Below are 26820 nucleotides of genomic sequence, written 5' to 3'. Positions count from 1 at the left end.
CCCCGCGCCCGGGAGGGAGCGGCGGGGTCAGGCGTGGGTGCCGCCGTCGATCCGGATCTCGGTGCCGGTGACGAACGCGCCGTCGTCGGAGGCCAGCATGGCGATCACGCCGGCCACCGTCTCGGGGCCCGCGAAGCCCTCGCCGATCGCGGGCTGCAGCTTCGCGAACCACGACATGTCGGCGTCCTCGGGCAGGCCGGGGTCGGCGGTCATGCCGGAGGCGATCGAGCCGGGCGCGACGCTGACGGCGCGCAGGCCCTGCTTGGCGTACTCGGCGGCGATGGCGTGGGTGAAGGACTGGATGCCGCCCTTGGTCGCGGCGTACGCGGCCATGTAGGGGTGGGCGAAGGCGGCGGAGGTGGAGGAGAAGTTGACCACCACGCCGCGGCCGGTGGCGAGCAGCGCGGGCAGCGCCTCGCGGGTGACCAGGAAGGTGCCGGTCAGGTTGACCGCCAGCATCCGGTTCCAGAACTCCAGCGTGGTGTGCTCGGTGTGCGCGGAGCGCAGGATGCCCGCGGCGTTGACCAGCACGTCCAGGCCGCCGAGCCCGGTGATCGAGCCGCCGATCCCGGCCCGGACGGACTCCTCGTCGGAGATGTCGACGACCACGGTGCCCAGCCGGTCGGCGGTGCCGTCGGCCTCGGCCCGCGCGCGGGTGGCGGCGAGTCCGGCCTCGGCGACGTCGGCGGCGACCACGGTGCCGCCCTCGGCGAGGATCCGGTGGACGGTGGCCCGGCCGATGCCGGATCCGGCGCCGGTGACCAGGACGCGGCGGCCTTCGAAACGCTTCATGACGGGGGTCTCCCTGTGGTGCGGACGGGCCCGCTGTCCGGCCCGTTGAGTGCACGGTACGCCTAAGTGGCACGTTGTGCCACACCCGCATCCCGTGACGTCCCCCGGCTAGGCTGGAGGCCGCCGCGGCCGCACCCGCGCACGCCGCCGACCGCACGCACGCACGCACGCACGCACGCACGCACGCACGCACGCACGCCACATGACCCACGCACGCCACCGACCGCACGCACCGGGGGACCCGCAGATGCCCGCGCCCGACGACCGCCCGCCGCTCTCCCTGACCGAGCGCCGCAAGGCCGCCACCCAGCAGGAGATCGCCCTCGCCGCCGCCCGCCTGTTCGCCGAGAACGGCGCCGAGGGCACCACCGCCGAGGACGTCGCCCGCACCTGCGGCGTCTCGCTGCGCACCTTCTACCGCTACTTCCGCACCAAGGAGGACGCGGTCGCCCCGCTGCTCGCCGAGGGCTCCCGCCACTGGATCGCCCTGCTCGCCGCCACCGACCCGGCCGTCCCGCCGCTCACCGCCCTGCTGGACTCCGCCCGCGCCTCCCTCGCCCCCGCCCCCGGCCGCCCCGCCGAGTCGCTGGCCTGGACCCGCGGCCTGCTGCGCGCCATGCCGGACGACCCGGCCCTGCGCGACGTCTGGCACCGGGTCCACCACGACGCCGAGGCCGCGCTGCGCCCCGTCCTGGCCCGGCTCACCGGCCTGGACGCCGAAGGGCTGGACGCCCGGCTGCTGGCCGCCGCCGCGAACACCGCGATGCGGGTGGCCGTCGAGACCTGGGCCGCCCGCGACACGCCCCCCTCGGACGCCGCCGACCTCGTCGAGACCGCCTTCCGCCGCCTCGCCGGTCCGCTGCTGCCCCCCGCCTGACGCGAACGCCGACCGGACCGACGCGAGCGCCGGCCGGCCCCCCTCACACCGGGACGACCGCCACCGGGCAGTGCGCGTGGTGCAGCACGGCGTGCACCGGGGTGGCCAGCCGCAGGCCGAAGCGCGGCGCGGGCTCGTGCCGGGAGAGCACCACCAGGGCGGCGGTCCGGGACTCCTCGACCACGGTCGCGGCGACCGAGCCGGTCAGCTGGTGGCTCTCCACCTCGACGTCCGGGTAGTCCTCGCGCACCGGGTCGCAGGTGCGGCGCAGCAGCTGCTCGTGCAGCTGTGCCTCCTCGCCCAGTTCGTCGACCATCGGCGCCATCCGCCCCACGTCGGCGACCACCGGCGACCAGGCGTGCACCGCCCGCACCGGCAGGCCCCGGCGGGCGGCGGTCTCGCAGCCGAAGCGCAGCGCGGCGGCGTCGCGCTCGTCGTGGACGGCGACCAGCACCGGCCCGTCCGGGTGCTCGGCGCCGCGGACCACCGCCACCGGGCAGGCGGCGTGCGCGGCCACCCGCAGGCTGACCGAGCCGAGCAGCAGCGAGGCGAAGCCGCCGTGGCCGCGGGTCCCGAGCACCGCGAGCGAGGCGTGCTCGGCCGCGGTCAGCACCGCCTCCCCGGCGTCGCGCGGCACCACGTCGCCGGTGATCCGCAGTCCGGGATGGGCGGCTTCCAGGGTGGCCTGCACCGCCTCCAGCAGTTCGGCGGCCTCGCGCAGGATCAGGTCGGTGACGGTGGCGCCGGCGCGCGGCGAGAGCGTCACCGTCCCGGTGTTGACGGCGTGCACCAGGTGCAGCCCGGTCCCCCGCCACTCGGCCTCCCGGGCGCCCCACTCGGCGGCCTCGGCCGCGGGCACCGACCCGTCGATCCCCGCCACCACCCCGTTCGCTGCCCTGATCTCCATGGCGCACTCCTCGGACCGGGCTCGCCCCGGCCACTCCCCTCCAGCATGCGCCGCCCACCCCGCCCGGCCAACCCGGACCGGCCCCGCCCCCGTCCCCGGACCCCGCCGGGTCCCGCGCCGAGGCCCGCAGGATGCGGATCCCGCTGCCCGGGCAGAGCACCACGGCCGGTTCCCGGTCGGCCCGGAAGGAACCGCACTGACCGGCCGGGGCCGCGCCCCCCGGCGAGGAGCGCGGCCCCGGCGGGCGGTGCGACGGGGTGTCAGTTGCCCCCGGCGGACTGCCACTCGGCGCGGTAGTCGTCGAAGATGGCCTTCAGGTGGTGGCCGATCTTGAGGTAGTCGAGGTCGTCGAGGTTGGCGAGGGAGACCCGGACCGACCACTCGGGGCCGTCGAAGCCGCCGCCGTTGAGGAGGACGACGCCGGTCTGCTCGGCGAGCCGGAACAGGGGTTCGGTGGGTTCGTAGTTCTTCTTCAGGTAGGCGGCGAAGTCGGGGCCGGAGGTGCGTTCGGCCTCGGCGAGCAGGTCGAGTTCGATGTAGTAGCCGGCCCGCTGCGGGTCCTCGGAGATCTTCATGCCGGAGCCTTCGAGCAGCAGGTCGAGGCGCTGCTTGACGATGGCCTGCACCTTGGCCTTGTACGCCTTGCCCTCGGGGAGCATCGCGAAGAGCGAGAACAGGGTGAGCTGGGCCTGCTGCGGGAGGGAGAGGCCGGCGGTGTGGTTGAGGGCGACCTGGCGGGAGTCGGCGACCAGGCGGTCGATGAACCGGATGCTGCCGGGGTCGAGGCTGAGGCTGCCGTAGCGCTTGGCGAGCCGGTCCTTCTCGGCCTGCGGGAGGGCGGCGAGGGCGTCGTCGATGACGTTGTCGCGGTGGAGGCCGATCACGCCGAGGCGGTGGCCGGTGGCGCCGTAGTGCTTGGAGTAGGAGTAGACGAGCAGGGTGTTGCGGGGCAGGTCGGCGGCGATGCTGCGGAAGTGGTCGACGAAGGTGCCGTAGACGTCGTCGGTGACGATGATCAGGCCGGGGTTGTCGGTGGCGACGATGGACCCGATCTGGTCGGCGACCCGCCGGGAGAGCGCCAGCGAGGGCGGGTTGCTGGGGTTGACCAGGCAGACCAGTTTGACGGCGGGGTCGGCGAGCTTGGCGACCTCCTCGGTGGGGTAGCGCCATTCGCGCACGCCGGCCTCGGCGAAGGAGGACGCCTGGACCAGGACGACGTCGAACTCGTAGGTGTCGAGTTCGGGGATCTCGATGTAGGGCGTGAAGACCGGCACCATCAGGGCGATCTTGTCGCCCTTGTGCAGGATGCCGTTCTTCATCAGCGAGTCGAAGACGTAGCACATCGCGGCGGTGCCGCCCTCGGTGGCGAACAGGTCGAGCTGCCCCTCGGGGGGCCGGCGGTCCATCAGTTCGTCCTGGAGGTAGCCGGTGACGATCTGCTCGGCGCAGGTCAGCATCCGGTCGGGGACGGGGTAGTTGTCGCCGATCGCGGCGTCCGCGAGCTCGTGCAGGAAGGCGTCGCGGTCGAGGTCGAAGCGGTCGACGGCGAGGCCGGTGCAGGCGGTGAGCAGGTCGATGCCGGGCAGTTCGGGGTGGGAGCGGGCGAAGTGGTCGTAGCGGGCGGCGATGCCCTTCTGCTCGGGCATGCCGCCGAGGTTGTCGGCGGTCCAGACCCGGCGGGACTCGCCGAGCGCGAAGTGGCCGAGCGCGAGCATCGCCTCGCGGGGGCCGGTGCAGACCCAGTTGGGGTTGCCGCGGCCCGCGTTGAGCATGTGGACGGTGGACTTGTCCTTCTGCCCGGGCTGGTCGGCCTGGTAGCGCTCGGCGAGTGCGATGAACTCGCCCTTGAGTTCGAACGGGCTGAGCCGGGAGAGGCGCTGGATCTCCTCGCGGCTGATCGACGGCTTGCTCATGGTGCGGGTCCTTCCGGGGCGACTAGCCGAGCAGGGCGACGATGACGGCGCCCCAGATGGTCAGCAGGACGTTTCCTGCGGCGTACGGGATGGTGTAGCCGAGGGTGGGGATCTGGCTGCGGGAGGCTTCGTTGATGGCGCCGATCGCGGCGGTGGTGGTCTGCGCGCCGGCCACCACGCCCATCAGGATCGGCGGGCGCATCCTGAACACGAAGTGGCCGACCAGCAGGCCGACGACCAGCGGGACGACGGTGGCGACGGCGCCCCACAGCAGCAGGCCCCAACCGGCCTGGGAGAGGCCGCTGGTGAAGCTCGGCCCGGCGTTGATGCCGACGATGGCGACGAACGCGCACAGGCCGAGGGTGTCCATGAACCACTGGGCGCCGGGCGGCACGTTGCCGTAGGTGGGGTACTTGCCGCGGATCCAGCCGAACACCAGGCCCATGATCAGCGCGCCGCCGGAGGTGGACAGGCTGATCGGGACGCCGCCGAGGGTGAGCGCGGGGATGCCGATGCAGCCGCCGAGGAAGATGCCCAGGCCCACCCAGGTCATGTCGGTGGCGAAGCTGGTCGGCACGGGCTTGCCGATCGCCGCGGCGGCCGGTCCGACCAGGCGCTGCGGGCCGGAGAGCAGCAGGGTGTCGCCGCGTTCGAGCTGGGTGGTGAGCCGGTAGGGGAACTCGGCGCCGGAGCGGTAGACCTTGTCGACGAACACCCCGACCATGAACGGCTCGCGCCGGAGCTCCGCGATGGTCTTGCCGAGTTGGGCCTTCTCGGAGGCGACCACGTGCAGGTGCTCGGTCTGGTAGCCGAGCAGTTCGACGTCGTCGGTCTCCGGGCCGATGGCGCCGACCGGGTCGAGTTCGACCAGGTCGTGGCGGAGCGCGCTGACGGCGAGCACGTCGCCGCGCTCGATGACGGTCTGCTGGTCGTGGTCGAGGATCTTGCCGTCGCGGCGGACCCGGGTGAGGTAGACCCGGCGGCCGGCGGCCTGCTCGCGCTGTTCGAACTGCTCGATGGTGGAGCCGATCGGACCGTTGACGGCGGTGTAGGCGCGCAGCACGACCTCGTAGTAGCCCTCGGCGAGGTCGGGGTCGTCGGCGGGGGCGTCGAGTTCGGCGGCCAGTTCGCGGGAGTCGGCGGCGAGGTCGCTGTGCAGGAAGCGGGGGGCGATGTTGGCCAGCAGGATCGCGCACAGGATGGTGCCGAGCGGGTAGGTGACGGCGTACCCGATCGGGACGAGGTTCTGCTGCGCGGTGATCTGGTCCTGGCTGAGGCCGGGCAGGCCGCCGATGGCGTCCTGGGCGACGCCGATGACGGCGGACTGGGTGAGCGCGCCGCCGAGCAGTCCGGCGCCGAGGCCGGGGCCGTACCCGAGCATCTCGGCGAAGCCCCAGCAGATCGCCAGGCCGCTGAGGCAGACCGCGACGGTGACCGCGACCTGGGGCAGGCCGTCCTTCTTGAGGCCGCGGAAGAACTGCGGGCCGACCTTGTAGCCGAGGGCGAACAGGAACATGATGAAGAACACCGACTTGACGGTGCCGTTGACCTCGACCTCGGTCACCCAGCCGGTGAACAGCCCGGCGATCAGGCAGCCGGTGACGGCGCCCAGGCCGATGGCCTTCCAGTGCAGCCGGCCGACCAGGAAGCCGATCGCGATGGTCAGGAAGATCAGCAGTTCGGGGTAGGGCTTGAAGACGTGGTCGGTGATCCAGTCCATGGGTCCTCATCCCCCGCCCAGGCCGACCAGACCGACCAACAGTGGTCCGGTCAGCGGCAGCAGGAAGTTGGAAATGGTGTAGGTGATGGTGTAGCCGAGCATCGGGACGCTGCTCTGGGCGACGTTGCCGACGGCGGTGATCGCGGGGGTGGAGCACTGCTGGCCGGCGATCGCGCCGACCAGGATCGGCGGTTCGATCTTGAGGAAGCGGCGTCCGATGAACAGGCCGAGGAAGGCCGGGACGACCACCATCAGGATCCCGGAGACCGGCAGCAGCACGGGGTACTGCTTGAGCAGCGGCCCGGCGTCGGGTCCGGCGGCCATGCCGGTGACCGCGATGAACATGGCCAGGCCGAGGTCCTTCATGGTCTGCGCGGCGGCCGGCGGGTAAGCGCCGAAGGTGGGGCGCAGCGAGCGGAACCAGCCGAAGACCAGGCCGGAGATCAGGCAGCCGCCGCCGGTGCCGAGGGTCAGGTTGACCTCGCCGAAGTGGATGTTGACCTTGCCGAGCAGGACGCCCAGGCAGATGCCGAGCGAGATGTAGATGTAGTCGGCGGTGTCGGAGCGGACGGTGGCGCCGACCTTGCCCGCGAACTTCTCGACCCGGGAGCGGGCGCCGACCACGGTGAGGGTGTCGCCGCGGTGCACCTCGGTCTCGCCGACGGCGGGCAGGTGGTGGTCGACCCGCTGGATGTCGGTGAGGAAGACGCCGCCGGTGACGTCGTGGTCCTGGTCGCGGACGGCGTTGAGGGTGCGTCCGGCGACCTCCTTGTTGGTGACCACGACCTGGCGGACCGCCATCGGGCTGTCCAGGCCGGGGACGCCGCTGGTCTCGGGGCCGAGTTCGTGCCCGGCGTCCAGCACGGCGGCGCGGCGGCCGACCACCAGCACCTGGTCGCCGCGGCGCAGCACCGGGTCGTCGTCGACGCCGAGCTTCTTGCCGCCGCGCTGGACGGCCTCGACGGTGACGAGTTGGCCGGAGCGCTCCTGGACCTGGCTGATCCGGGTGCCCTCGCCCTGCGAGACCAGGTAGGTGCGGCCGACCAGGGCGGGCAGCGAGGGGGCCTCGCCGGGTTCCAGTTCGCCGCCCTCGCCGCGCATCTTCTCCCAGACCCGGCGGGAGGCTTCGGGCAGCTTGATCCGCATCAGCAGCGGGAACAGCTGGCTGGTCAGCAGGACGATGCTGATCAGGCCGAACAGGTAGCAGACCGAGTAGGCGGTGGCGACGTGCGCCTGCAGCTGGGTGGTCTGGTCGGCGGTGATGCCGGGGAGCTTGGCGATCGCGTCCTGCGCGGTGCCGACGGCGGCGGACTCGGTGGCGGCGCCGGCCAGGATGCCGGCGGCGGTGCCGACGTCGAGGTCGAAGCCCTTGGCGATGCCGAGCGCCATCAGGACGACGACGATCGCCTCCATGACGGAGAGCACGCCGAAGCGCAGGCCCTTGGCGTTCATGTTGGCGAAGAACTGCGGGCCGGCGATGTAGCCGAGCGAGAAGATGAACAGGGCGAACGCGACGTTCTTGACGTCCGCGTTCACCGAGACGTTCTGGGCGCCGACCAGCATCGACACGATCAGGACGCCGCAGATGCCGCCCAGTTGGATCGGTCCGACGCGGAGCTTTCCGACCAGGTAGCCCAGGCCCAGGCAGAAGAAGAGGGCGAGAACGGCGTTCTCACGCAGGAGACTCATGAGCGTATTAGAGCGGAATTGGAGCCATATGTCCGATTTAACACGCCGCCATGATCATCATCGCCGTGCGCAGCGTTCCCGCACCACTTCCAGCAGCACCTCCGCGTGGCTGTGCCCCGGCTCCTTCACCGCCGTCAGCAGCACCAGCTCCCCGGAGCCGGCCGCCTCGCACAGCCCGTCCAACTCCCGCCGCGCGTCCGGCCCTTCCAGCTCGGCCCGGTAGCGCCGGACGAACTCCGGGTACCGCCCGTCAGGCCCGTGGAACCAGCGGCGCAGCTCCGTGGAGGGCGCCACCTCCTTCGCCCAGCGGTCCAGGTGCGCGTCCTCCTTGCGCAGCCCGCGCGGCCACAGCCGGTCCACCAGCACCCGCAGGCCGCCGTCCGGCTCCTCGTACACCCGCTCCACCCGTACGCCCACGGGCCCCACCATAAGCGCGGCGGGGCCCGGGGGGCGGGAGCGGCGCGGACGGGGTCAGACCTCGACCGGCTGCCCGGCGGGGGCGGGGACGGCGGGGGCGGGGGCGTCGCCGTGCTCGATCCGCAGCTGCGGGAGCAGGCGGTCCAGCCGGCGGGGCAGCCACCAGTTGTGGCGGCCGAGCAGGGTCATGGTCGCGGGCACCAGGACCATCCGGACCACGGTGGCGTCCACCAGGACGGCGGCGGCCATGCCCACGCCGATCATCTTGACCGTGATGTCGGGGTCGATCGCGAAGCCGGTGAACACCGCCACCATGATCGCCGCGGCGCTGCTGATCACCCGCCCGGTGGCGGACAGCCCGCGCACCACGCTGCCGCGGGCGTCGCCGGTGGCCAGCCAGTCCTCGCGGACCCGGGAGAGCAGGAACACCTCGTAGTCCATCGACAGGCCGAACAGCACGGTGAACATCAGGATCGGCACCCAGCTGGAGACCGGCACCGCGTGCGGCAGCCCGAGCAGCTTCGCCCCCGCGTCGTGCTGGAAGACCGCCGTCATCACCCCGTACGCGGCGGCCACCGACAGCAGGTTCATCGCGGCGGCCTTGACCGCGATCACCGGCGCCCGGAACAGCACGGTCAGCAGGATCAGCGCCAGCACCACCACGAACGGGACCACCACCCACAGCCGCTGCGAGAGCCGGTCGGAGATGTCGGAGAAGGCCGCGACCGTGCCGGTGACCTGCACCCCGGCCGGGAGCGCGCCGTCGCGCAGCCGGTCCAGCAGCTCGACGGTGGCCTCGTCCTGCGGGCCGGTGGCGGGCTGGACGCTGATCACCGCGGCGTCGCCCGCCGCGTTCACCAGCGCCGGGCGGACCGCGACGACGCCCGGTTCCGCCGCCAGCTTCTGCTCCAGCGACGGGAGTTCGGCGGCGGGCAGTCGATCCAGGTCGACCGCCAGCAGCAGCGGCCCGTTCGCGCCGGGGCCGTACGCGTCGGCGATCAGGTCGTACGCCTTGCGGGTGGTGCTGCCGGACGCCTGGCTGCCGGCGTCCTGCGGCCAGGTGCGCATGCCGAGCATCGGGGCGGCCAGCGCGAGCAGCACGGCCAGCGACAGGAGCGCGGCGGTCACCGGGCGGCGGCCGATCAGCCGGGCCCAGCGCTCGGTGCGGGTCGCGCCTTCCGCGGCGGGGGCGGGGGCGGAGCCGTGGCGTTCCGCGGGCGGAACGGGGGCGCGGCGTTCGGCGCGGCGCAGCAGGCGCGGGCCGGCGAGCGCGGCCAGCGCGGGCACCAGCGTCAGGGCGGCCGCCATCACGGCGCCGACGGTGGCGAAGGTGGCGTAGCCGAACGAGGCGTAGGTGGACAGGCCCGCCAGCTTGAGGCCGAGCAGCGAGACCAGCACCGTCGCCCCCGCGACCACCACCGAGGAGCCCGCGGTGGCGTTCGCCTCGGTGGCGGCGGCGCGGGCGTCCAGGCCCCGGCGCAGCCCCTCCACGTGCCGGGAGACCAGCAGCAGCGCGTAGTCGATGCCGACGCCGAGGCCGACCATGGAGGCCACCGTGGGCGCGATGTCGCTGATGTCGACGACGGCCGACAGCAGGGTGATCAGCCCGGTGCCGGCGCCCAGCCCGGCCAGCGCGACCAGCAGCGGCAGGCCCGCCGCGGTGACCGAGCCCAGCGCGACCACCAGGATCACCAGCGCGGCGCCCATGCCGATCGCCTCGGCCGTCCCGTTCGGGGCGCTGAAGTTCTCCGGCAGCTCGCCGCCGAACTCGACCTGGTACCCGGCGCCGGTGGTGGCCCGGGCGGCGTCCCGCAGCGCGTCCAGACCCTCGGAGCCCTTGAACGCGGTCACCTTGACGTCGTAACCGACCGTCAGCAGCGCGGTGTCCCCGGCCCGGGACGGCACCGGCTCGCTCACCGACAGCGCGTGCGGCACCCTCGCCAGGCTGCCGCGCAGCGCGGCCAGCGCGTCGGCGGGCAGCTCCTCGCCGTCGCGGGCGTGCACGACCACCCGGGCGCTGGTGCCGGAGGTCTCCGGGAAGCGCGCGTTCAGCAGGTCCATCCCGGCGGTGGACGGGGTGCCGGGGATCCGGTAGTTGTCGCGCGGCTCGCCGCCGAACGCCTGCGCCAGGCCGAGCACCGCGCCTATCAGCAGCACCCAGGCGGCGACGGTGCGCCAGGGCCGGGCCGCCGCGGCCCCGCCGAGGCGGCCGAGGAGTGTGGACATTGCAGAAGCCTTCCGTGCAGCGGTCGAACGAGGTCGGACCCCAGTGTGGAAGGCCGCTCTTGGAGCCCACTTGGCGGCCCGTTCCAAGTCCCGGCCGGGGACGCCCGACCGGGAGGCGTCCTCGGCTGGGACCCGCAGCGGCGGAGCGGGTCACTTGTCCGGGGCGCCCAGGGCGGCCAGCGCGGCGGTGGCCTCGGCCGTCCAGTCGGGGGCCTCCCAGCGGCGGGCGACCTCGGCGGCCTGCCGGAAGTGCCCGACCGCCTCGGCGGTGCGGCCGAGGTGGCGGGCGAGTTCGCCGAGGGTGAGGGCGACCGGGCGGATCGCGATCGAGGTGGACGCCGCACCGGCCACCAGGTGGGCCAACGGGCGCATCTCCGCCAGCAGTTCGGCGGCCTCCTCGCGTTCGTCCAGGGCGATCACCAGCTCGGCGCGCAGCTGCAGGAACAGCGAGCGGAAGTAGTCGGCCTGGACGCCCTGCGGCTCGCCCCGGGCCCGCCGGACCTCCCGCGGGTCGTGCCCGGCGGCGAACATGGCGAGCGCGGTGACGTCGGTGATCAGCGGGCCGTACTGGGCCTGGTGCTCCCGGATCAGCGGCAGCGTCTCGGCGAGGCGGCCCTGCCGGTGGGCGATCACCACCCCGATCAGCGCGTCCAGCCCGGCCGCGTGCAGCGAGCCGCGTTCGCGCAGGCCGGTCAGGGCCTGCTCGTACAGGGCGGCCGCCTCCGCCAGCCGGCCCGCGGCGAGTTCCAGCATGCCGCGCTGGAACAGCACCACGTCGACGAACTCGGCCAGCCCGTAGCGGTGCGCGAGCTCCTCGCCGACCGCCATGTGGCGGCGCAGCGCGGGGAGGTCGCCGTGCACGGCGGCGGCGGTGGCGGCCAGGTGCTCGGCGTGCCAGCGGTAGGCGGGCAGGTCGTGCTCGGTGGCGAGCGCGGCGAGTTCGGCGGCCAGCGCGCTCCGGTCGACCGGCGCCAGCTCGTGGTCGCAGGAGCGGGCCCGGGCGGTGAGCGCGAGGCAGAGCAGCCGCGGGTCGCCCTCGGCGCGGGCGATCTCCAGCGCCTCGTACCCGGCGGCGACCGCCTCGGTGGAGCCCGCGCAGTCGAGTTCCTGGGTGAGCGCGTCGAGCAGCCGGCAGCGGGTGGCGGGCGGCAGGTCGGTGCGGCGCAGCAGCCGGGTGAGCTGGTCGACGGCCTCCTGGTTGAGCGCGCCGTACGGGTGGGTGACCCACGGGGTGGGTTCGGTCCAGGCGGTCCAGGCGGCGATCAGGAGTTCCTCCCGGCCGCTCTCCCGGGCCAGTTCGAGCGCGCGGGCCTTGGTGCGGGTGGCGGCGGTGACCTGCCCGGCCCGGACCTGCGCGCGCAGCAGGGCGCCGAGCAGCTCGATCCGGCGGGCGGGCCGGTCCTCGCCGGGCTGTTCGGCGGCGCGCTCCAGGTTGTCGACGGCCTGCCGGAGCAGGTTGACGGCGCTGGGGTGGGCGTAGCGGCGCTCGGCGGCCTCGGCGGCGCGCACGCAGTGGTCGACCGCGAGGGCGGCCGTGGCGGCGGTCGCGGCCTGGGTGAAGTGGTGGGCCAGCGCGGTGAGTTCACCGGGACGCAGGTCGTGCAGGGCGTGGCCGATCCGGCCGTGCAGGCGGGCCCGGCGCAGGCCGCCGAGGTCGGCGTACAGGGTGTCGCGGACCAGCACGTGGGCGAACCGGACGGTGCCGGGCCGGGGTTCGAGCAGCAGGCCGCCCGCGACGGCCGCCTCGACGGCCTCGGTGGCGGTGTCCTCGTCCTGCTCGCCGGCCCGCAGCAGCAGGTCGACGTCGCTCTCCCGGCCCGCGACGGCGGCCAGCCGCAGCAGGTCGACGGCGGGGGCGGGCAGCCGCTCGAAGCGGCGGCGCAGCACGTCCCGGACGCCCTGCGGGACCTGCCGCAGCGCGGTGGACTCGTCCTCCAGGGAAAGGAGTTGGGCGATCTCGGCGAGGTAGAACGGGTTCCCGCCGGTGCGTTCGGCCAGCGCCCGGACGGTCTCCGGACGGACGGGGGCGGCACAGACCGCCTCGATCAGCCGTCCGGCGTCAGGCTCGGCGAGCCCTCCGAGCGGCACCCGCACCGGCGAACGGCGGGCCAACTTGGCCAGCACGTCCGCGAGTTCGCCCTCGCCCGGGCGCAGCGCGGCCACCACCAGCAGGCCGCCGCCGGGGGCGGCCGGGTCGGCGGCCAGTTCGCCGAGCAGTTCCCTGGTCTCCGGGTCGGCGGCGTGCAGGTCGTCCAGCAGGACGGCGAGCGGCACCGTCCGGGCGGCGGCGTGCAGGTGGGCGACGACCGCGCGGTGCAGCCGGAACCGGCCGGAGACGGCGTCCTGCCGACCGGTCGGGTCCGGGTCGGCGAGCAGCGGGGCGAGCAGCGGGTCCGCGGCGGTGGACGGCTCGTACCGGGCCAGGTCGCGCAGCACCTCGGTCCACGCCCAGGCCGCCGGCGCCCCCGCGCTCTCCGGACACCGGCCGGTCACCACCCGCCAGCCCCCGTCGGCCAGTCGCTCCCGCAACCGCTCCAGCAGGGTCGACTTCCCGGCCCCCGCCTCCCCGCCCACCAGCGCGAACCCGGCCCCGCCCCGGGCCCGCCCGGCCGCGTCCAGCAGCGCCGCCACCTCGTCCTGCCGCCCCACGAACACCTGCGGACGCCCGGCACCCGGACGGACCACGGGGACGAGCGCGGGTACGGCCGCCGGGACGGCCCGAGGGCCGGCCCCGCCGAGCCCGGGCGCGCCCCCGACCGCACCGGCCGACGGCGCAACGGCCCCAGTCGGGTCCGCCGCCCATACACCCCAGGGAACGACCCCGCCAACAGCCCCGGCGGCGGACCCCACCGGCACCCCGGCCACACCGGCCGACGGCAGCACCGCCCCGGTCGGCCCGGCCACGCCCCCGGCGTCCCCAGCCTCCACCACACCCCCACCGAGCCCAGCATCCCCAGCAGCCCCGGCGGCGGACCCCACCGGCACCCCGGCCACCCGGTCATCCGGCCCAGCCACGCCCCCGGCATCCCCAGCGGCCCGGACGGCGGACCCCGGCGCTGTCCCGGCCGCACCAGCCACACCGGCCGCACCGGCCGACGGCGCAACGGCCCCAGCCGGACCGGCCGCCCAGACACCCCAGGAAACGACCCCGCCAACAGCCCCCGCCGCACCCCCATCGAGCCCAACAACCCCGGCGGCGGACCCCAACGGCACCCCGGCCACCCGGTCATCCGGCCCAGCCACGCCCCCGGCAGACCCCGGCGGTGCCCCGGCCACACCGGCCACACCGGCCAACGGCAGCACCGCCCCGGCCGGCCCGACGACGGCTCCGGCGGGCCGCATCAGGGCCCCGCCGCAGCCGGCCACGCCGGTTCCGGGCCCTGCGGTGCCCGTCGCTCCCCCGGCCGGTCCGGCCGGTCGTGGCGGCGGGGTGCGGCGCGGGGTCAGCTCCTCGGCGTGCTGGTGGAGGATCGCGGATTCGACGGCGGTGAGCAACGGGCCCGGGTCCAGGCCGAGTTCGGCGGCGAAGTAGCCGCGGGCGCGGCGGACGGCGGCGAGCGCCTCGGCCTGGCGGCCGCCGTGCCAGAGGGCGAGGGCGAGCAGCCGCCAGGACTCCTCGCGCAGCGGGTGGTCCTCGACCAGGGCGGCGGCGTCCCGCGCGGCGGCGCGGGCCCGGCCGGCGGCGAGGTCGGCTTCGACGGCGGACTCCCGTGCGGTGGTGCGCAGCTCCTCCAGCCGGGCGATCTCGGGGGCGGCCCAGGCCCGGTCGGCGAACTCGCCGTACGCGGGGCCCCGCCATAGTCCGAGCGCCCGCCGCAGCCGCCCCGCGCCGTCCGGGTGCGGGCCGCCGGGCTCCCCGGGAGCAGCCGGAGCAGCGGGGCCGTCGAGCAGGTCCTCGAACTCCTGGGCGTCGGTGCGCACGCCGCGCAGCGCGTAGCCGCCCGCCTCGCTGACCAGCAGGCGGGCCTCCTGGCGGGGGCCGCGTTCGGGTTCGAGCAGGCGGCGCAGGTTGGAGACGTACGCCTGGAGGGAGCCGGCGGCCTTGGCGGGCGGGCGGCCCTCCCACAGGCCGTCGATCAGCCGGTCGGCGGGGACGACCGTCCCGCGGGCGACCAGGAGTTGGGCGAGCACGCCGCGCTGGCGCGGGCCTCCCAACCGGGTGGCGGCCCCCGCCACTTGCGCCGTCAGTGTCCCGAGCACAGTGATCCGCACCATCGTGGGTCGAGCCTATGCGATGCCCCCGCGCGACCGGTGCCGGCCTGCGTTCCAAGTGGGCTCCAAGCGGACTCCGCACGGACTCCGAACGGGCTCCGGAGCGGCCCGGCGGATCCTGACGCCCGGGCCGTTCGCGGCGCGGTCAGCCGGCGGCGCTGCCCGAGGCCAGTCGGACGGCGCTGAGCGGGACGAAGCCGCCGCTGCCGCCGCCGGTGTCGCCCTCGCCGAGGCGGCGCAGCATGGCGACGGCGATCCGCTGGGACTGGGCCTTGGCGCGTTCGGTGACGGGCCCGGCGTGCCGGCCGTCGAGGGTGGCGCGCCAGAGCTGGACCCAGCGGCCGAAGTGGGCGGCGGCGAGCGGGGCGGCGGCGTGCAGGGCGGCGTGCGGGGCGAGCGCGTTGCCCCGGTAGGAGGCGGTGCGCAGCAGGGCGCTCTCCCAGAAGTCGGTGATCCGCGGGAGGTGGGCGTCCAGGTCGAGGCGGGCGATCTCGGTGAAGTGCGGGCCGATCAGCGGGTCGGCGAAGGCGGCGCGGTAGAAGAGCCGGAGGGCCTGTTCCAGGTCGGCCCGGCTGGTGATGTCCGGCAGTGCCACGGCGGTGTCCTCTCGTGCTGTTCCGCGCTGTCGCTGTCACTCGTCGTCACGCGCTGTCACGGGCGGTGCGCGCTGCCGCGCCCGTCCGGCCAGGCTACGCCGGGGTGGTGTCCACGGGCAGGGCCGTTGGTCCCCCCGGGGCTCCTAGCTGGCAGGATGCTGTTCATGAGCTTCCTCCCCGCAGAAGACCGCTACGCCTCGATGTCCTTCCGCCGCGCCGGGCGCAGCGGCGTGCAGCTGCCCGCCGTCTCGCTCGGCCTGTGGCACAACTTCGGTGACACCCAGCCGCTGGAGGTGCAGCGCGCGGTGCTGCGCCGGGCCTTCGACCGGGGGGTGACCCACTTCGACCTGGCGAACAACTACGGCCCGCCGTACGGCAGCGCGGAGCGCAACTTCGGCTACCTGTTCGCGCAGGACTTCCGCCCGTTCCGGGACGAGCTGTTCATCGCCTCGAAGGCGGGCTGGGACATGTGGCCGGGCCCGTACGGGGACGGCGGCAGCCGCAAGTACCTGCTGGCCAGCCTGGACCAGTCGCTGAGCCGGATGGGCCTGGACTACGTCGACGTCTTCTACTCGCACCGGTGGGACCCGACCACCCCGCTGGAGGAGACCATGGGGGCGCTGGACACGGCGGTGCGCTCGGGCCGCGCGCTGTACGCGGCGATCTCCAACTACCCGGCGGAGCAGCACCGGGAGGCGGTGGCGATCCTGCGCGAGCTGGGCACGCCGTGCCTGCTGAACCAGGCCAGCTACTCGATCCTGAACCGGGAGCCGGAGCAGGGTCTGCTGGACGCGGTGGGCGAGACGCAGACCGCGCTGATCGCCTACTCCCCGCTGGCGCAGGGCCTGTTGACCGACCGCTACCTGTCGGGTGACGTCCCGGCGGGTTCGCGGATGTCGGTGGGCCACTTCCTGAAGGAGGAGGCGCTGACGGGGGAGAAGCTGGAGCAGCTGCGGGCGCTGGCGAAGGTCGCGGAGGGCCGCGGGCAGAGCCTGGCGCAGCTGGCGCTGTCCTGGGTGCTGCGGGACGAGCGGGTGGTGTCGGTGATCATCGGCGCGTCGAGCGTGAAGCAGCTGGACCAGAACCTGGACGCGCTGGCGGCCGGTCCGCTGTCCGCGGAGGAGCTGGCGGAGATCGACCGGATCAGCAAGTAGTGCGGTGAACCGGCGGGTGGCCGGGGAGAGTTCGGCCACCCGCCGGCCCGTTCCGGGTACGCCCGGGCTCAGGGGTGCAGCTTCGGCAGGACGGTCTCGGCGACCCGGTACGCCTCCTCCAGCAGCGGGTTCCCGGAGAGGATGAAGGTGTCCACGCCCAACTCCTGGAACTCCCGGAGCCGTTCGACGACCTGCTCGGTGGAGCCGACCACGGCGGTGCCGGGGCCGGGGCGGAACAGGCTCATCCCGGGCCACAGGTTGGGGTGCTCCTCCAGCTCCCGCGCGCGGGCCGGGACGCGGCCGCCGTGCTGGCGGAACTGGCGCTGCCAGCCGATGCCGTCCTCGCCGGCCCGGCCGCCGAGCTGGCGGGCGTAGGTGGCCTCGCTGGTGACGTCGAGCAGGCGGTCGGCGGCGGCCCAGGCCTGTTCCTCGGTGTCGCGGACGATCAGGTGCAGCCGCAGGCCGAGCCGCAGGGTGCGGCCGTGCGCGGCGGCGCGTTCGCGGACGCGCTCCAGCTTCTCCTTGAGCAGGTGCGGGGGTTCGCCCCAGGTGAGGTAGACGTCGACGTGCTCGGCGGCGACCTCGATGCCCGCCGGGGAGGAGCCGCCGAACCAGAGCGGGATGTGGCCCTCGCGCAGCGGCGGCAGGTCGCGCAGCGAGGCGCCGGCGTTCTTCAGCTGGTAGAACTCGCCCTCGTGGTCGAAGACTTCGCCGCTGGTGAGGCGCTTGACCAGGTTCCAGTACTCGGCGGACAGCCGGTAGCGGTCGTCGTGCTCGACGTGCAGGCCGTACTCGCGCAGCTGGTTGGTGGAGCCGTTGACCACGTTGAAGCGGAGCCGGCCGGGGCCGTGCAGGTGCTCGAAGGAGAGCGCCATCTTGGCCAGCAGGGTGGGGGCGACCAGGCCGGGGTGGACGGCCAGCAGGGGCTGGAAGCCGGGGCCGGTGGCGGCGGCCAGCGCGGAGCCGAGCGTCCACACGTCGTACTGGTCGGTGGCGAGCAGGGCGCCGGTGTAGCCGAGCCGTTCCACGGTGGCGGCGAGGTGCTGGAGGTAGCCGAGGTCGACCGGGCGGCGGCCTTCGGGCTCCCACGGGTAGTGGCCCTCGCGGGGGATCAGGTACCAGAGGACTTCGGTGGCCATGGTGCTCACGCCTCCTTCGCGGCGCGGGAGACGGCGGCGGCGACGGGCTGCTCCAGCTCGGGCAGGTGGGCGTCGGCGACGGTGACGGCGCGGTCGATGAAGCCGACCTGGTGGAAGATGTCGGCGGCTTCCTGCTGCTCGGCGACGAACTCGGCGGTGGCGGGCTCCAGTCGCCAGGGCAGGGCGGCCAGCGCGGTGTGCCAGTCGGCGGCCTCGCCGCCCTGGTCCTCGGCGGCGAGGGCGGCGGCCTCGGCCGGGTGGGCGGCGGCCCAGTGGTCGGCGCGCTGCAGGGCGGTGACGATGGCGGCGACCACCTCGGGCCGCTGGACGGCGAATTCGCGGCGGGCGAAGAACACCGAGCGGTCGGTGATGACGTCGCCGGTGCGGATCAGTTCGCGGAAGTCCCCGGTGCGGCGGGCGGCGGCGAGTTCGGCGCCCTGGGCGATCCAGCCGGCGATGGCGCCGCCGCGCAGCCGCTCGGCCTCGTCCCCGGCGGGGCGCTCGGCGCTGATGTCGTCGCGGTAGGAGAGCCCGTGCTGGTGCAGGGCCTTGGCGAGCAGGTGGGTCTGCCAGGAGCCGATGCCGAGCACCACGGTGGTGCCCTTGAGGTCGGCGATCGAGTGCACCGGCCCGTCGGCGGCGACCAGCAGCGCGCCGTGGTCGGGGCGGGGCGCGGAGACCGCGGTGTAGACGATGTCGTGCCCGGCGGCCTGGGCGGTGACCGGCGGGGTGGAGCCGGTGCCGCCGAAGTCGATGGTGCCGTCGGCCAGGTAGGGGCCGGTCTTGGTGCCGTCGGCGTAGTGGTGGAACTCGGCGTTCTCGCCGAGCGGGGCCAACTCCTGCTGGAGGTAGTCGAGTCGGGCCAGGTGGTAGAGGGACGGGTTGGAGCGGTGCACACCGACGGTGATGGTCATGGCGGTCTCTTTCCTTGCGGGAGCGGCTAGTTGACGTGCTGTGGTGCGGAGTCCTGGTGCACGCCGAGGTCGGCGAGCAGGCGGCGGCGCAGCGCCGCGAAGTCGGGGTCGGCGGCGTCCCGGGGGCGTTCGACGGTGACGGTCTCGTCGCGGACGAGCGCGCCGTCGCGCAGTACGGCCACCCGGTCGGCGAGCCGGATCGCCTCGTCCACGTCGTGGGTGACCAGCAGGACGGCGGGCCGGTGCTTGCGGCACAGTTCGCCGACCAGGTCCTGCATGCGCAGCCGGGTGAGCGCGTCCAGGGCGGCGAACGGCTCGTCCAGCAGCAGGAGTTCGGGTTCCCGGACGAGGGCCCGGGCGAGGGCGGCGCGCTGCGCCTCGCCGCCGGAGAGGGTGCCGGGCCAGGCGTCGGCGTGGTCGGCGAGGCCGACCTCGGCCAGGGCCCGGCGGCCGGTCTCCCGGGTGGCGGCGCCGCGCGGCAGGCCGACGGTGACGTTGCCCAGGACGCGCTTGGACGGGATCAGCCGGGGCTCCTGGAACACCACGGTGCGCGAGGGCGGGACGAGCACGGTGCCCTCGTCGGCGCGGTCGAGCGCGCCGAGGATCCGCAGCAGGGTGGTCTTGCCGGTGCCGGAGGCGCCGAGCAGGGCGAGGAACTCGCCGCGGGCGATGTCCAGGTCGACGCCGTCCAGGACGGCCCGGGTACCGAACACCCGGCGCAGGCCCCGGAGGTGGACGGCGGGGGTGGTGGTCGTGGTCGTGGTCGTGGTGGTGCTCATCGTCCGGCCCCCGCTCGCCCGCCGGCGGGCCGCCAGGGCATCAGGACGCGTTCCAGGACGCGCACCGCGCCGTCGGCGGCCAGGCCGAGCAGGCCGTAGATCAGGATGCAGACGGCGAGCACGTCGGTGCGGGAGAAGTTCTGCGCCTGGGCCATCAGGTAGCCGATCCCCTCGGTGGAGTTGATCTCCTCGGCGGCGATCAGCGCGATCACGCTGAGCGTCATCGACAGCCGCAGCCCGGAGAGCAGGGCGGGCAGCGCGCCGGGTAGCACCACCTCGCGGACGACGGCCCAGCGGGAGAGGCCGAAGCTGCGCATCGCCTCGACGAGTTTGCGGTCGGTGTTGCGGACGCCGCCGGAGGCGGAGACGTACATCGGGAAGGAGGTGGCGACGCCGATCAGCGCGATCTTCGCGGTCTCGGTGATGCCGAACCAGACCATGAACAGCGGCACCAGCGCCAGGAACGGGACGGTGCGCAGGACTTGGATCGCGGAGTCGAGCAGTTCGTCGCCGAGCCGGAAGAAGCCGGTGACCACGCCGAGCACCAGGCCGGTGCCGGCGCCGAACAGCAGGCCGAGGGCGGCCCGGGTCAGCGAGGTGGAGAGCGCGTCGGTGAGCTGCCCGTTGCCCCACAACTCCTGGACGGCTTGCAGGACTTGACCGGGAGAGGCGAGCACGTCGGGGGTGAGCGCGCCGGTCGCCGAGGAGATCTGCCAGGCGGCGATCAGGGCGACCGGGCCCAGGGTGCGCAGGGCGAGCGAGACGCCGCGCGGCCGGTCGGCGGTGGTGCGGGCCCGGGGGGCGACCAGCCCGGCGGCCCGGGCCGCCTCGGTGGTGACGGTCATTTCCCGCTCCCGGCGAGGGAGTCGATGTCGATCAGGTAGGGCTTGACGTCGACCAGGCTCTTGGTGACGCCCTGGTCGGCGTAGAACTTGGCGACCACCGCGAACCGGGCCGCGTCGGCGTCGGTGATCGGCGAGTCGACGGCGCGCTGCTTGCCGAAGTCGACGGCGATGTCCTTCTCGGCGGGGGTGACGGCGGTCGGGCCGGCGTCGGTGAACACGTTGAGGTAGGCGGCCGGGTCGGCCTTCTCCTTGGCGCCGTTCTCGTGCAGGTAGCCGTAGAACGCCTTCAGTACGTCGGGGTGCTTCTCGGCGAAGGTCGAACGCACCGCCCACACCGCGTAGTTGTCGCTGCCGACGGCCTTGCCGTCGGCCAGGAAGTGCGCGCCTCCGTTGGCGATGGCGGGGATCGAGAAGGTGCCCCAGGTCGCCCAGGCGTCGACCTGGCCGGAGTTGAAGACGCCGGAGGTCTGGTCGGCCCGCAGGTAGACCCGCTCGACCTTGTCGGCCGGGATGCCGTTCTTCTCCAGCGCCTTGAGCAGCAGGTACTCGGAGGTGCCGCCCTGCGAGACGGCGACCTTCTTGCCGACCAGGTCCTGGATCTCCTTGATCGGGGAGCCGTTCTTCACCAGGATGCCCTCGCCGGCCTGGTCCGGTTCGGTCTGCGCGAACAGCTTGAAGCCGGGCTTCTGGGCGAGCGCGGCGACGGCCGAGGTGATCGAGCCCTGGGCGACGTCCAGCTGGTCGGCGTTGAGGGCCTGCGCGGCGGGGGCGAACGGCCCGGCGCTGCCCGTCCACACCACCTTGGCGTGCACGGCGGCCAGCGCCGCGTCCAGCGAGCCGTCCTTCTTGCCCTTGGCGAGGAAGCCGGAGTTCCCGGGGTCGGGGACTCTCAGCACCACCTCGGCGCCCTTTCCGTCGGCGGAGGCCGAGGCGTCCTTGGCGGACGAGCCGCAGGCGGTCAGGGCGAGCGCGGCGACGGCGGTCAGGGCGGTGGCGGCGAGCAGGGTGCGGCGGCGGACGGTGGTGGTGGTGCTCATGGGGCTCTCCAGCAGGGTCGGGGGGAAGTGTCAGGAGCGGGCGGCGAGCAGGGCGCGGGCGGCGGCCAGCGGGGCGGGGTCGGCCCAGGCGTGCACGTCGACCCGGTCGGCGAGGAAGCCGTGGGTGTGCAGGAACTCCTCCTGCCGGGCCAGGAGTTCGAGGCGTTCGGCGGACAGGTCCGGGTGCAGGGTGCGGTGGCTGCCCGCCGCGTAGGCGCCCGCGACGCCCTCCGGTCCGGCGCCGGTCTCGGCGCCGAGGATCCGGGCCACGTCCGCGGGCCGCTCGGCCGCCCAGTCGGCGGCGCGCAGCAGCACGGCCAGGAACCGGGCCACCAGCTCGGGGTGCTCGTCCAGCAGGTGCTGGTGGACGGTGATCGGGCGCGGGGTGCCGTTGTTGACCCGGTGCCGGCGGTCCGGCAGCGCGTCCAACTCGACGGCGGGGACGGCCCCGTGGCGGCGGGCGGCCTCCACGGCGAGCGCGCCCTTCACGTACACGGCGTCCACCCGGCCCTCGGCCAGCGCGGTCAGTTCGGCCTCCCACTGGCCGCCGTTCCGCTCGGCCTCGACGTCCACCCACTCGACGTCCGCCGGGCCGAGTCCGGCCGAGGCCAGCGCGCCGTGGTGGCCGGCCAGCGCCATCGCCCGCCAGAAGTCGATCGCGATCGGGTGCCGGGGCACCGCGAGCCGCCGCCCGCGCAGCCGCTCGGCGGAGTCGATGCCGCTGCCCTCCCGGACGAGCACCGTCTGGCGCTCCTCGATCCAGGTGAGGCCGATCAGCCTGGTCCGTTCGCCGCGCGAACGGGCCCACAGCGCGGGGACGTTGCCGCCCTCCCGGAACAGGCCGGTCAGCGCGTGGGTGTAGTGGTGGTCGGCGGCGACCTCCGGCGGGACGTCCTGCAGCGAGCGCACCGCGATGCCCTCGGCGGCGAACTCCTCGGCCAGCCAGCCCTGGTCGGCGGCGATGCCGGTGGCGGTCGGCACCGGGCAGCGGGTGAACCACAGGGTGTCGGGGTACGGGGGCGCGGCGGGGGTGGTGCTCATGGCGGGGCTCCGGTGATCGGCAGGAGGCGCGCGGGCTTCGTTCCGCATGGTGGGAACGGCCGGGCGGGGAAAGGGGGTTCGGGGGCGGTCAGCGACAACAGCAGGAGAGGCACCGGTGCGTCTTCACGGTGGGCTCCCTCCTGTTCGGACCGGCTGCTCCAGCCGGCGGTGACCTGATGACCCGAGCGTTCCATCCGACCGGGGGCGGAATCAAGCCTTGCCAGATGATGGGATCACCTGTTCACACAAGACCCGTCGGCCGCAACACTGCCGCAACACTGCCTTCGTGATCACGCCCATATCCTGGGCTGAGCACGGAAGTTGCCCCCTCCTCAGCCCGCAACGAACCGAACCGGAGAAGTGCGATGCCCGCCCCCGGAACCCTCCCCGCCCCGCCGAGCGGCGCCCAGGCGGTCCACCGGGCGCTCGGCCTGCTGAACTGCTTCCACGACAACGGGCCCGACCTCAGCGCCTCCGAACTCGCCCGCCGCACCGGCCTGTCCGTCTCCACCGCGCACCGCCTGGCCCGCACCCTGGTCGCCACCGGCTTCCTCGACCAGGACGAGCGCACCGCCCGCTACCGGCTCGGCCCGGCCGTCGCCGAGCTCGGCCAGCTCACCTTCCACCAGCGCGGCCTGCACCTGGCCGGCCCCGAACTCGACCGGCTGGCCGCCCGCACCGGCGCCACCGCCGACCTGGCCATCCGCTCCGGCCCGCACGCCGTCATCCTGGTCGGCGGCTCCGTCCTGCCCTCCACCGGCCTGGGCCTGCGCCGCCCGCTGCACTCCACCGCCCTCGGCAAGGTGCTGCTGGCCTGGCCCTCCCCCGCCGACCCGCCGCTGGACGGTCCGCTGGACGCCTACACCCCGCACACCCTCACCGACCCGGCCGCGCTGGACGCCGAGCTCGCCCGCACCCGCGAGCGCGGCTACGCCCTCAACGACGGCGAGTCCGCCCCCGGCGTCCGCACCCTCGCCGTCCCCGTCCTCGACCGCACCCCCAGCGCGCGCTTCGCCCTCGCCGTCCGCGCCACTCCCGCCCGCCTCCCCGACGAGGAGCTGCCCCGCGCCCTCGTCCACGCCCGGGCCTGCGCGGCGGCGCTCACCGTCCTGCTGCTGCCCCCGGACCAGCGCTGAGCCGCGCCACCGGGGCGGTGCGGAAGGGCGGTTGACGGCCCGGGGCGCGGAAACACGACGGCCGCGGCGGGACACCGGGGTGTCCTCGCCGCGGCCTGCGCGGGCGGGCGTGCGGTCCGCTACGCCACCGGGGCGTACTTGTAGCCGACCCGGCGGACGGTGACGATGGTGTCGCGGTAGGCCGCGCCGAGCTTGCGGCGCAGGCGGGCGACGTGGACGTCGACGGTGCGGCCGTCACCGACGTGGCCGTAGCCCCAGACGGTGTGGACGAGCTGGTCGCGGGTGTGGACCCGGTGCGGGTGCTCGGTGAGGTGGGCGAGGAGTTCGAATTCGAGGTAGGTGAGGTCGAGCAGCACTCCGTCGACGTAGGCGTTGCGGCGGTCGAGGTCGACGGAGATGCCGCTGTCGGCGGGGCGGGTGAACGGCCGGGGGGCCGCCGGGGCCTCGACGGCAGCGGGGGCGGCGGCGACCGGGGTCTCCGCGGGCACCAGGACCAGGTAGCCGACCAGCGGGGAGTTGGCCGCGCCGAGCTGGGCGAGCAGCCCCTGCGGGAGGACGGACTGCGGGAGGGCGGCGACCACGGCGGCGCCGTCCTGGAGTCCGGCGAGCAGGCTCTCCGGGGCGGGCGCGGGGGCGACGGTGGCGGCGGCGACCGGCCGGGGCCCGGCGGCCCGCCGGTGTTCGGCGGCGAGGCCGGCGGCGGTCGCGGGGGCGAGGTTGGGGAGGGAGCGGACCGCGCGCAGGTGCGGGGTCGCGGTGGCGGTGGCGGCGTACGACATGTGAGGGCTCTTTCGCGCGTGACGGTCGGTGGGTGGTCGTCGTCTGCGCTTCCGGCGCACGGGAGTTGACGGTTGGTCAGGTCCGGGGCCGGGAGGCGCTGGTCGCGCGCCGACAGGGCAGGTCGAAGTGGTGGTTCCGGCGCGAGGGCCAGAACGGTTCGAGGAGGGTGCGTACGTGCACGGTTGCTCTCCGGGCGCTGCGTGGGTCGGCGGGGACGCACGGAACCGCCACCGCCCGTCAGGGGCGGGCCGGGTGGCGGTGCGTCAGCGACAGCAGGCGCTGTAGATCCGGCCGTGGTCGATGTACCGGCGGACGGTGAGGACGGGGAGCACCGGGAGCGCGGCGAGGCGGACCGATACGGTCATGGCGCGGCTCCTCCCCCCGGGTGTGTCGGGCTCCGCGGCCGTTCGGCGGCGGGCACGACTACGAGACTTCCACGCCCGGTGCCCGGAAGGCAACCCACCGGAGGGGCTCATCCGCAGGGCGAGACGGAAAGCGTCCACCATCCGGATGCCACCGCCCCGACCTGCGGGGACGCAGAAAATATCGGAGGCAGAACTACCTCGGCCGCCCGGGCCCGGCGGCCCGAAACGGCGTCAGAGCCGCACGCCGGCCCGGTCCGCCGCGTGCTCGACCAGGCGGATCAGCAACTCCTTGCCGTCCTCGCGGCGCCGGGCGTCGCACAGCAGCACGGGCACCCCGGCCGGCAGGTCGAGCGCGGCGCGGACGGCGTCGGGGGCGTACACCTCGGTGCCCTCGAAGCAGTTGACGGCGACGATGAACGGGATGCCGCGCTGCTCGAAGTAGTCGACCGAGGGGAAGGAGTCGGCCAGCCGCCGGGTGTCGGCGAGGACGACCGCGCCGAGGGTGCCGCGGGCGAGCTCGTCCCAGACGAACCAGAACCGGTCCTGGCCGGGGGTGCCGAACAGGTACAGGGCGAGGCCGGGCTTGAGGTCGATCCGGCCGAAGTCCATCGCGACGGTGGTGGTGCGCTTGGCCTCCACCCCGGCGGTGTCGTCGACCGGGCGGCCGACCTCGCTGAGCGACTCCTCGGTGCGCAGCGGGCGGATCTCGCTGACCGCGCCGACCAGGGTGGTCTTGCCCGCGCCGAAGCCGCCGGCGATCAGGATCTTGACCGCGCTGGTGGCCCAGGGGGCCTTGCGGGCGGCGGTGGAGGTCGACGGGGCGTCAGAGTGCACGGAGGCCATTGATCACGTCTCGCAGCAGGCGCTCGTCCGGTTGCTGGGCGAGCTGGAAGGGTCGGGTGACGCTGATCAGATCGGCGTCGTGGAGGTCGCCGAGCAGGACCCGGACCACGCTCACCGGAAGGTCGGTGTAGGACCCCAGCTCGGCGACGCTGAGCGGCTCGTCGCGGCAGAGTCCGAGGATCGCGTGGTGTTCCGGGTCGAGCACGAGGTCGGGCCGGGCGCCGCCGGGGCCGGGAACCGGCCCGGCGGCGGTGACCAGGGAAATCAGGTCGAACAGGCCGTCGTCGACCGGGCGGGCGCGCCCCCTGGTCATCGAGAACAGCCGGACCACCGGCCCGGCCTCGTCGTCGAACCAGCGGTCGTCCACCGGGGTGCGGGGCGCGAACAGGTCGACCGGCTCGGCGCCGGCCCCCTCGTCGTCCGCGGGCGCGCCACCGGGACCGGCCGGGGCGGTGGCCTCGGTCGGCTCGGTCGGATCGGGCTCGCTCATCGAATCGGTCATCTCCCGGGCAGCGTGTTCTCGGTCCTCGGTTCGGCGGCCAGGTGCTCGCCGACGCGCTTGACCAACAGTGCCATCTCGTAGGCGATCTGGCCCACGTCGGACTCGGCGTCGCTGAGCACGGCGAGGCAACTGCCGTCACCGGCCGCGGTGATGAACAGGAACGCCTCGTCCAGCTCGACCATGGTCTGCCGGACTCCGCCGACCTGGAAGTGCCGGCCGGCGCCCTTGGCGAGGCTGTGGAAGCCCGCGGCGACCGCGGCCAGGTGCTCGGCGTCCTCGCGGCCGAGGCCGCTGGAGACGCCGGTGGCCAGGCCGTCGCTGGACAGGATCACCGCATGCCGAAGGGTCGCCACCCGGCCGACCAGGTCGTTGAGGAGCCAGTCGAGGTCCCCGGACGGCGGTGTTGTTGCGGTCATGATTCGGTTCCTTCTGCTGGTGCGGGCGGTGCGGTCGGCGGTTGGTGCGCCGGCGGGACGGAACGGCTGGGGGCGGCGGGCAGCGCGGGCGGCACCGGCGCGGAGGGCAGCGCGACCCGCAGGCGGGGCGCCTGCCCGGGGACGGGGACCAGCGGCCGCGCCGGGGCGGTCCGGTCCTGACCCGGCCCGGTGCCGGGCGGCTCCGGTTCGGAGCGCACCACGGTGAGCGAGGCGGGCTGGAGCCGGTCGCCGCGGCCGCGGGCGAAGCCGCGCTGGAAGGAGGAGAACGCGGAGCGGGCCTCCTCGGGGTCGCGCTCGCGGGCCGGTTCGGCGGCCTCGGGCCCGGCGCCGGGCCGCAGTTGGGGCGCCAGGTTGGCCTGCCGGACCCGCTTGGGCAGCAGTCCGCCGACCACCGGGGTGAGCGCGGGCCCGGCGGGCGGCTCGGCGGCGGGCGAACCGGCGGGCAGCGCGGCCGCCGGGGCGGGCGCGGCGTCCTCACCGGGGCGGCGGTGCCGTCCGG

22 protein-coding genes and 1 pseudogene are annotated in these 26820 nt (G+C 74.8%); 3 read left to right on the top strand and 20 right to left on the bottom strand.

Features of this window, described 5'->3' with window-relative positions; all coding sequences use genetic code 11:
- Window positions 1-27: 27 nt before the first annotated feature.
- On the bottom strand, window positions 28-792 hold the full coding sequence (locus ABD345_RS29725) for an SDR family NAD(P)-dependent oxidoreductase (RefSeq protein WP_344556571.1): 765 nt from the start codon (window positions 790-792) through the stop codon (window positions 28-30).
- A gap of 247 nt (window positions 793-1039) precedes the next feature.
- Here ABD345_RS29725 and ABD345_RS29720 point away from each other — a divergent pair, with 247 nt between their 5' ends.
- The gene (locus ABD345_RS29720; RefSeq protein WP_344556569.1) at window positions 1040-1669 is read left to right on the top strand and encodes a TetR/AcrR family transcriptional regulator; all 630 of its coding nucleotides are present in this window, start codon (window positions 1040-1042) and stop codon (window positions 1667-1669) included.
- A gap of 43 nt (window positions 1670-1712) precedes the next feature.
- Here ABD345_RS29720 and ABD345_RS29715 read toward each other — a convergent pair whose 3' ends face one another.
- The 8 genes from ABD345_RS29715 to ABD345_RS29680 all read right to left on the bottom strand — a co-directional run bounded on the left by ABD345_RS29715 (window position 1713) and on the right by ABD345_RS29680 (window position 15348).
- The gene (locus tag ABD345_RS29715; protein WP_344556567.1) at window positions 1713-2576 is read right to left on the bottom strand and encodes a universal stress protein; all 864 of its coding nucleotides are present in this window, start codon (window positions 2574-2576) and stop codon (window positions 1713-1715) included.
- 260 nt (window positions 2577-2836) lie between these two features.
- Window positions 2837-4489, bottom strand: coding sequence for a bifunctional aspartate transaminase/aspartate 4-decarboxylase (locus ABD345_RS29710; RefSeq protein ID WP_344556565.1), 1653 nt, complete (start codon window positions 4487-4489; stop codon window positions 2837-2839).
- Window positions 4490-4511: 22 nt separating this feature from the next.
- Window positions 4512-6209, bottom strand: coding sequence for an aspartate-alanine antiporter (aspT, locus tag ABD345_RS29705; RefSeq protein WP_344556563.1), 1698 nt, complete (start codon window positions 6207-6209; stop codon window positions 4512-4514).
- A 6-nt stretch (window positions 6210-6215) separates the two neighbouring features.
- Complete coding sequence (gene aspT / locus ABD345_RS29700; RefSeq protein ID WP_344556561.1) at window positions 6216-7898, bottom strand: aspartate-alanine antiporter; 1683 nt, start codon at window positions 7896-7898, stop codon at window positions 6216-6218.
- Window positions 7899-7955: 57 nt separating this feature from the next.
- Window positions 7956-8327 (bottom strand): DUF488 domain-containing protein, encoded by a 372-nt coding sequence (locus ABD345_RS29695; protein ID WP_344556559.1) that lies wholly within the window; start codon window positions 8325-8327, stop codon window positions 7956-7958.
- 42 nt (window positions 8328-8369) lie between these two features.
- Complete coding sequence (locus tag ABD345_RS29690) at window positions 8370-10541, bottom strand: MMPL family transporter (RefSeq protein WP_344556557.1); 2172 nt, start codon at window positions 10539-10541, stop codon at window positions 8370-8372.
- A gap of 150 nt (window positions 10542-10691) precedes the next feature.
- Entirely contained in the window at window positions 10692-14756 is a 4065-nt protein-coding gene (locus ABD345_RS29685; protein WP_344556555.1) for an ATP-binding protein, read from the bottom strand.
- Window positions 14757-14898: 142 nt separating this feature from the next.
- Window positions 14899-15348 (bottom strand): group III truncated hemoglobin, encoded by a 450-nt coding sequence (locus ABD345_RS29680; RefSeq protein WP_344556553.1) that lies wholly within the window; start codon window positions 15346-15348, stop codon window positions 14899-14901.
- Window positions 15349-15513: 165 nt separating this feature from the next.
- Here ABD345_RS29680 and ABD345_RS29675 point away from each other — a divergent pair, with 165 nt between their 5' ends.
- A complete protein-coding gene (locus tag ABD345_RS29675; protein WP_344556551.1) occupies window positions 15514-16503 on the top strand; it encodes an aldo/keto reductase in 990 nt (329 codons plus the stop codon).
- A 68-nt stretch (window positions 16504-16571) separates the two neighbouring features.
- Here the strand turns inward: ABD345_RS29675 and ABD345_RS29670 are convergent, their stop codons facing one another.
- The 6 genes from ABD345_RS29670 to ABD345_RS29645 are packed head-to-tail and all read right to left on the bottom strand — an operon-like array spanning window position 16572 to window position 22258.
- The gene (locus ABD345_RS29670) at window positions 16572-17642 is read right to left on the bottom strand and encodes an LLM class flavin-dependent oxidoreductase (protein ID WP_344556549.1); all 1071 of its coding nucleotides are present in this window, start codon (window positions 17640-17642) and stop codon (window positions 16572-16574) included.
- A 5-nt stretch (window positions 17643-17647) separates the two neighbouring features.
- A complete protein-coding gene (locus ABD345_RS29665) occupies window positions 17648-18556 on the bottom strand; it encodes an ABC transporter substrate-binding protein (protein WP_344556547.1) in 909 nt (302 codons plus the stop codon).
- A 26-nt stretch (window positions 18557-18582) separates the two neighbouring features.
- Complete coding sequence (locus ABD345_RS29660; protein WP_344556545.1) at window positions 18583-19335, bottom strand: ABC transporter ATP-binding protein; 753 nt, start codon at window positions 19333-19335, stop codon at window positions 18583-18585.
- Window positions 19332-20180 (bottom strand): ABC transporter permease, encoded by an 849-nt coding sequence (locus tag ABD345_RS29655; protein ID WP_344556543.1) that lies wholly within the window; start codon window positions 20178-20180, stop codon window positions 19332-19334. Before ABD345_RS29655 ends, ABD345_RS29660 begins: the two co-directional genes overlap by 4 nt.
- Complete coding sequence (locus ABD345_RS29650; protein WP_344556541.1) at window positions 20177-21217, bottom strand: ABC transporter substrate-binding protein; 1041 nt, start codon at window positions 21215-21217, stop codon at window positions 20177-20179. Before ABD345_RS29650 ends, ABD345_RS29655 begins: the two co-directional genes overlap by 4 nt.
- A gap of 30 nt (window positions 21218-21247) precedes the next feature.
- On the bottom strand, window positions 21248-22258 hold the full coding sequence (locus ABD345_RS29645) for an ABC transporter substrate-binding protein (protein WP_344556539.1): 1011 nt from the start codon (window positions 22256-22258) through the stop codon (window positions 21248-21250).
- Window positions 22259-22623: 365 nt separating this feature from the next.
- Between ABD345_RS29645 and ABD345_RS29640 the strand changes: the two genes are divergently transcribed.
- Window positions 22624-23394 carry an IclR family transcriptional regulator gene (locus tag ABD345_RS29640; protein ID WP_344556537.1) on the top strand — a complete coding sequence of 257 codons (771 nt, stop codon included), beginning with the start codon at window positions 22624-22626 and terminating at the stop codon, window positions 23392-23394.
- Between the two features lie 119 nt (window positions 23395-23513).
- Here ABD345_RS29640 and ABD345_RS29635 read toward each other — a convergent pair whose 3' ends face one another.
- The 5 genes and pseudogenes from ABD345_RS29635 to ABD345_RS29615 all read right to left on the bottom strand — a co-directional run.
- Window positions 23514-24173 carry a winged helix-turn-helix domain-containing protein gene (locus ABD345_RS29635; protein WP_344556535.1) on the bottom strand — a complete coding sequence of 220 codons (660 nt, stop codon included), beginning with the start codon at window positions 24171-24173 and terminating at the stop codon, window positions 23514-23516.
- Window positions 24174-24770: 597 nt separating this feature from the next.
- Window positions 24771-25382, bottom strand: coding sequence for a GTP-binding protein (locus tag ABD345_RS29630; RefSeq protein WP_344556533.1), 612 nt, complete (start codon window positions 25380-25382; stop codon window positions 24771-24773).
- Complete coding sequence (locus tag ABD345_RS29625) at window positions 25363-25872, bottom strand: DUF742 domain-containing protein (RefSeq protein WP_344556531.1); 510 nt, start codon at window positions 25870-25872, stop codon at window positions 25363-25365. Before ABD345_RS29625 ends, ABD345_RS29630 begins: the two co-directional genes overlap by 20 nt.
- Before the next feature lie 8 nt (window positions 25873-25880).
- Window positions 25881-26300, bottom strand: coding sequence for a roadblock/LC7 domain-containing protein (locus ABD345_RS29620; protein WP_344556529.1), 420 nt, complete (start codon window positions 26298-26300; stop codon window positions 25881-25883).
- Window positions 26297-26820: pseudogene (locus ABD345_RS29615) on the bottom strand (hypothetical protein); the annotation flags it as partial. The pseudogene ABD345_RS29615 and the gene ABD345_RS29620, both read right to left, overlap by 4 nt.

It is taken from the genome of Kitasatospora saccharophila (genome assembly GCF_039529925.1).
Classification (GTDB): Bacteria; Actinomycetota; Actinomycetes; order Streptomycetales; family Streptomycetaceae; genus Kitasatospora; species Kitasatospora saccharophila.
The sequence above is the reverse complement of the archived record's forward strand: the minus strand, read 5'-3'. Positions and strand labels throughout refer to the sequence as shown.

Coding starts and splice junctions, on each gene's coding strand:
- ABD345_RS29725 (WP_344556571.1), bottom strand. CDS start 792: ATGAAGCGTTTCGAAGGCCGCCGCGTCCTGGTCACCGGCGCCGGATCC.
- aspT (WP_344556561.1), bottom strand. CDS start 7,898: ATGAGTCTCCTGCGTGAGAACGCCGTTCTCGCCCTCTTCTTCTGCCTG.
- ABD345_RS29710 (WP_344556565.1), bottom strand. CDS start 4,489: ATGAGCAAGCCGTCGATCAGCCGCGAGGAGATCCAGCGCCTCTCCCGG.
- ABD345_RS29650 (WP_344556541.1), bottom strand. CDS start 21,217: ATGAGCACCACCACCACCGTCCGCCGCCGCACCCTGCTCGCCGCCACC.
- ABD345_RS29675 (WP_344556551.1), top strand. CDS start 15,514: ATGAGCTTCCTCCCCGCAGAAGACCGCTACGCCTCGATGTCCTTCCGC.
- ABD345_RS29645 (WP_344556539.1), bottom strand. CDS start 22,258: ATGAGCACCACCCCCGCCGCGCCCCCGTACCCCGACACCCTGTGGTTC.
- ABD345_RS29670 (WP_344556549.1), bottom strand. CDS start 17,642: ATGGCCACCGAAGTCCTCTGGTACCTGATCCCCCGCGAGGGCCACTAC.
- ABD345_RS29695 (WP_344556559.1), bottom strand. CDS start 8,327: ATGGTGGGGCCCGTGGGCGTACGGGTGGAGCGGGTGTACGAGGAGCCG.
- ABD345_RS29640 (WP_344556537.1), top strand. CDS start 22,624: ATGCCCGCCCCCGGAACCCTCCCCGCCCCGCCGAGCGGCGCCCAGGCG.
- aspT (WP_344556563.1), bottom strand. CDS start 6,209: ATGGACTGGATCACCGACCACGTCTTCAAGCCCTACCCCGAACTGCTG.
- ABD345_RS29690 (WP_344556557.1), bottom strand. CDS start 10,541: ATGTCCACACTCCTCGGCCGCCTCGGCGGGGCCGCGGCGGCCCGGCCC.
- ABD345_RS29635 (WP_344556535.1), bottom strand. CDS start 24,173: ATGTCGTACGCCGCCACCGCCACCGCGACCCCGCACCTGCGCGCGGTC.
- ABD345_RS29630 (WP_344556533.1), bottom strand. CDS start 25,382: ATGGCCTCCGTGCACTCTGACGCCCCGTCGACCTCCACCGCCGCCCGC.
- ABD345_RS29685 (WP_344556555.1), bottom strand. CDS start 14,756: ATGGTGCGGATCACTGTGCTCGGGACACTGACGGCGCAAGTGGCGGGG.
- ABD345_RS29720 (WP_344556569.1), top strand. CDS start 1,040: ATGCCCGCGCCCGACGACCGCCCGCCGCTCTCCCTGACCGAGCGCCGC.
- ABD345_RS29665 (WP_344556547.1), bottom strand. CDS start 18,556: ATGACCATCACCGTCGGTGTGCACCGCTCCAACCCGTCCCTCTACCAC.
- ABD345_RS29620 (WP_344556529.1), bottom strand. CDS start 26,300: ATGACCGCAACAACACCGCCGTCCGGGGACCTCGACTGGCTCCTCAAC.
- ABD345_RS29715 (WP_344556567.1), bottom strand. CDS start 2,576: ATGGAGATCAGGGCAGCGAACGGGGTGGTGGCGGGGATCGACGGGTCG.
- ABD345_RS29655 (WP_344556543.1), bottom strand. CDS start 20,180: ATGACCGTCACCACCGAGGCGGCCCGGGCCGCCGGGCTGGTCGCCCCC.
- ABD345_RS29660 (WP_344556545.1), bottom strand. CDS start 19,335: ATGAGCACCACCACGACCACGACCACGACCACCACCCCCGCCGTCCAC.
- ABD345_RS29625 (WP_344556531.1), bottom strand. CDS start 25,872: ATGAGCGAGCCCGATCCGACCGAGCCGACCGAGGCCACCGCCCCGGCC.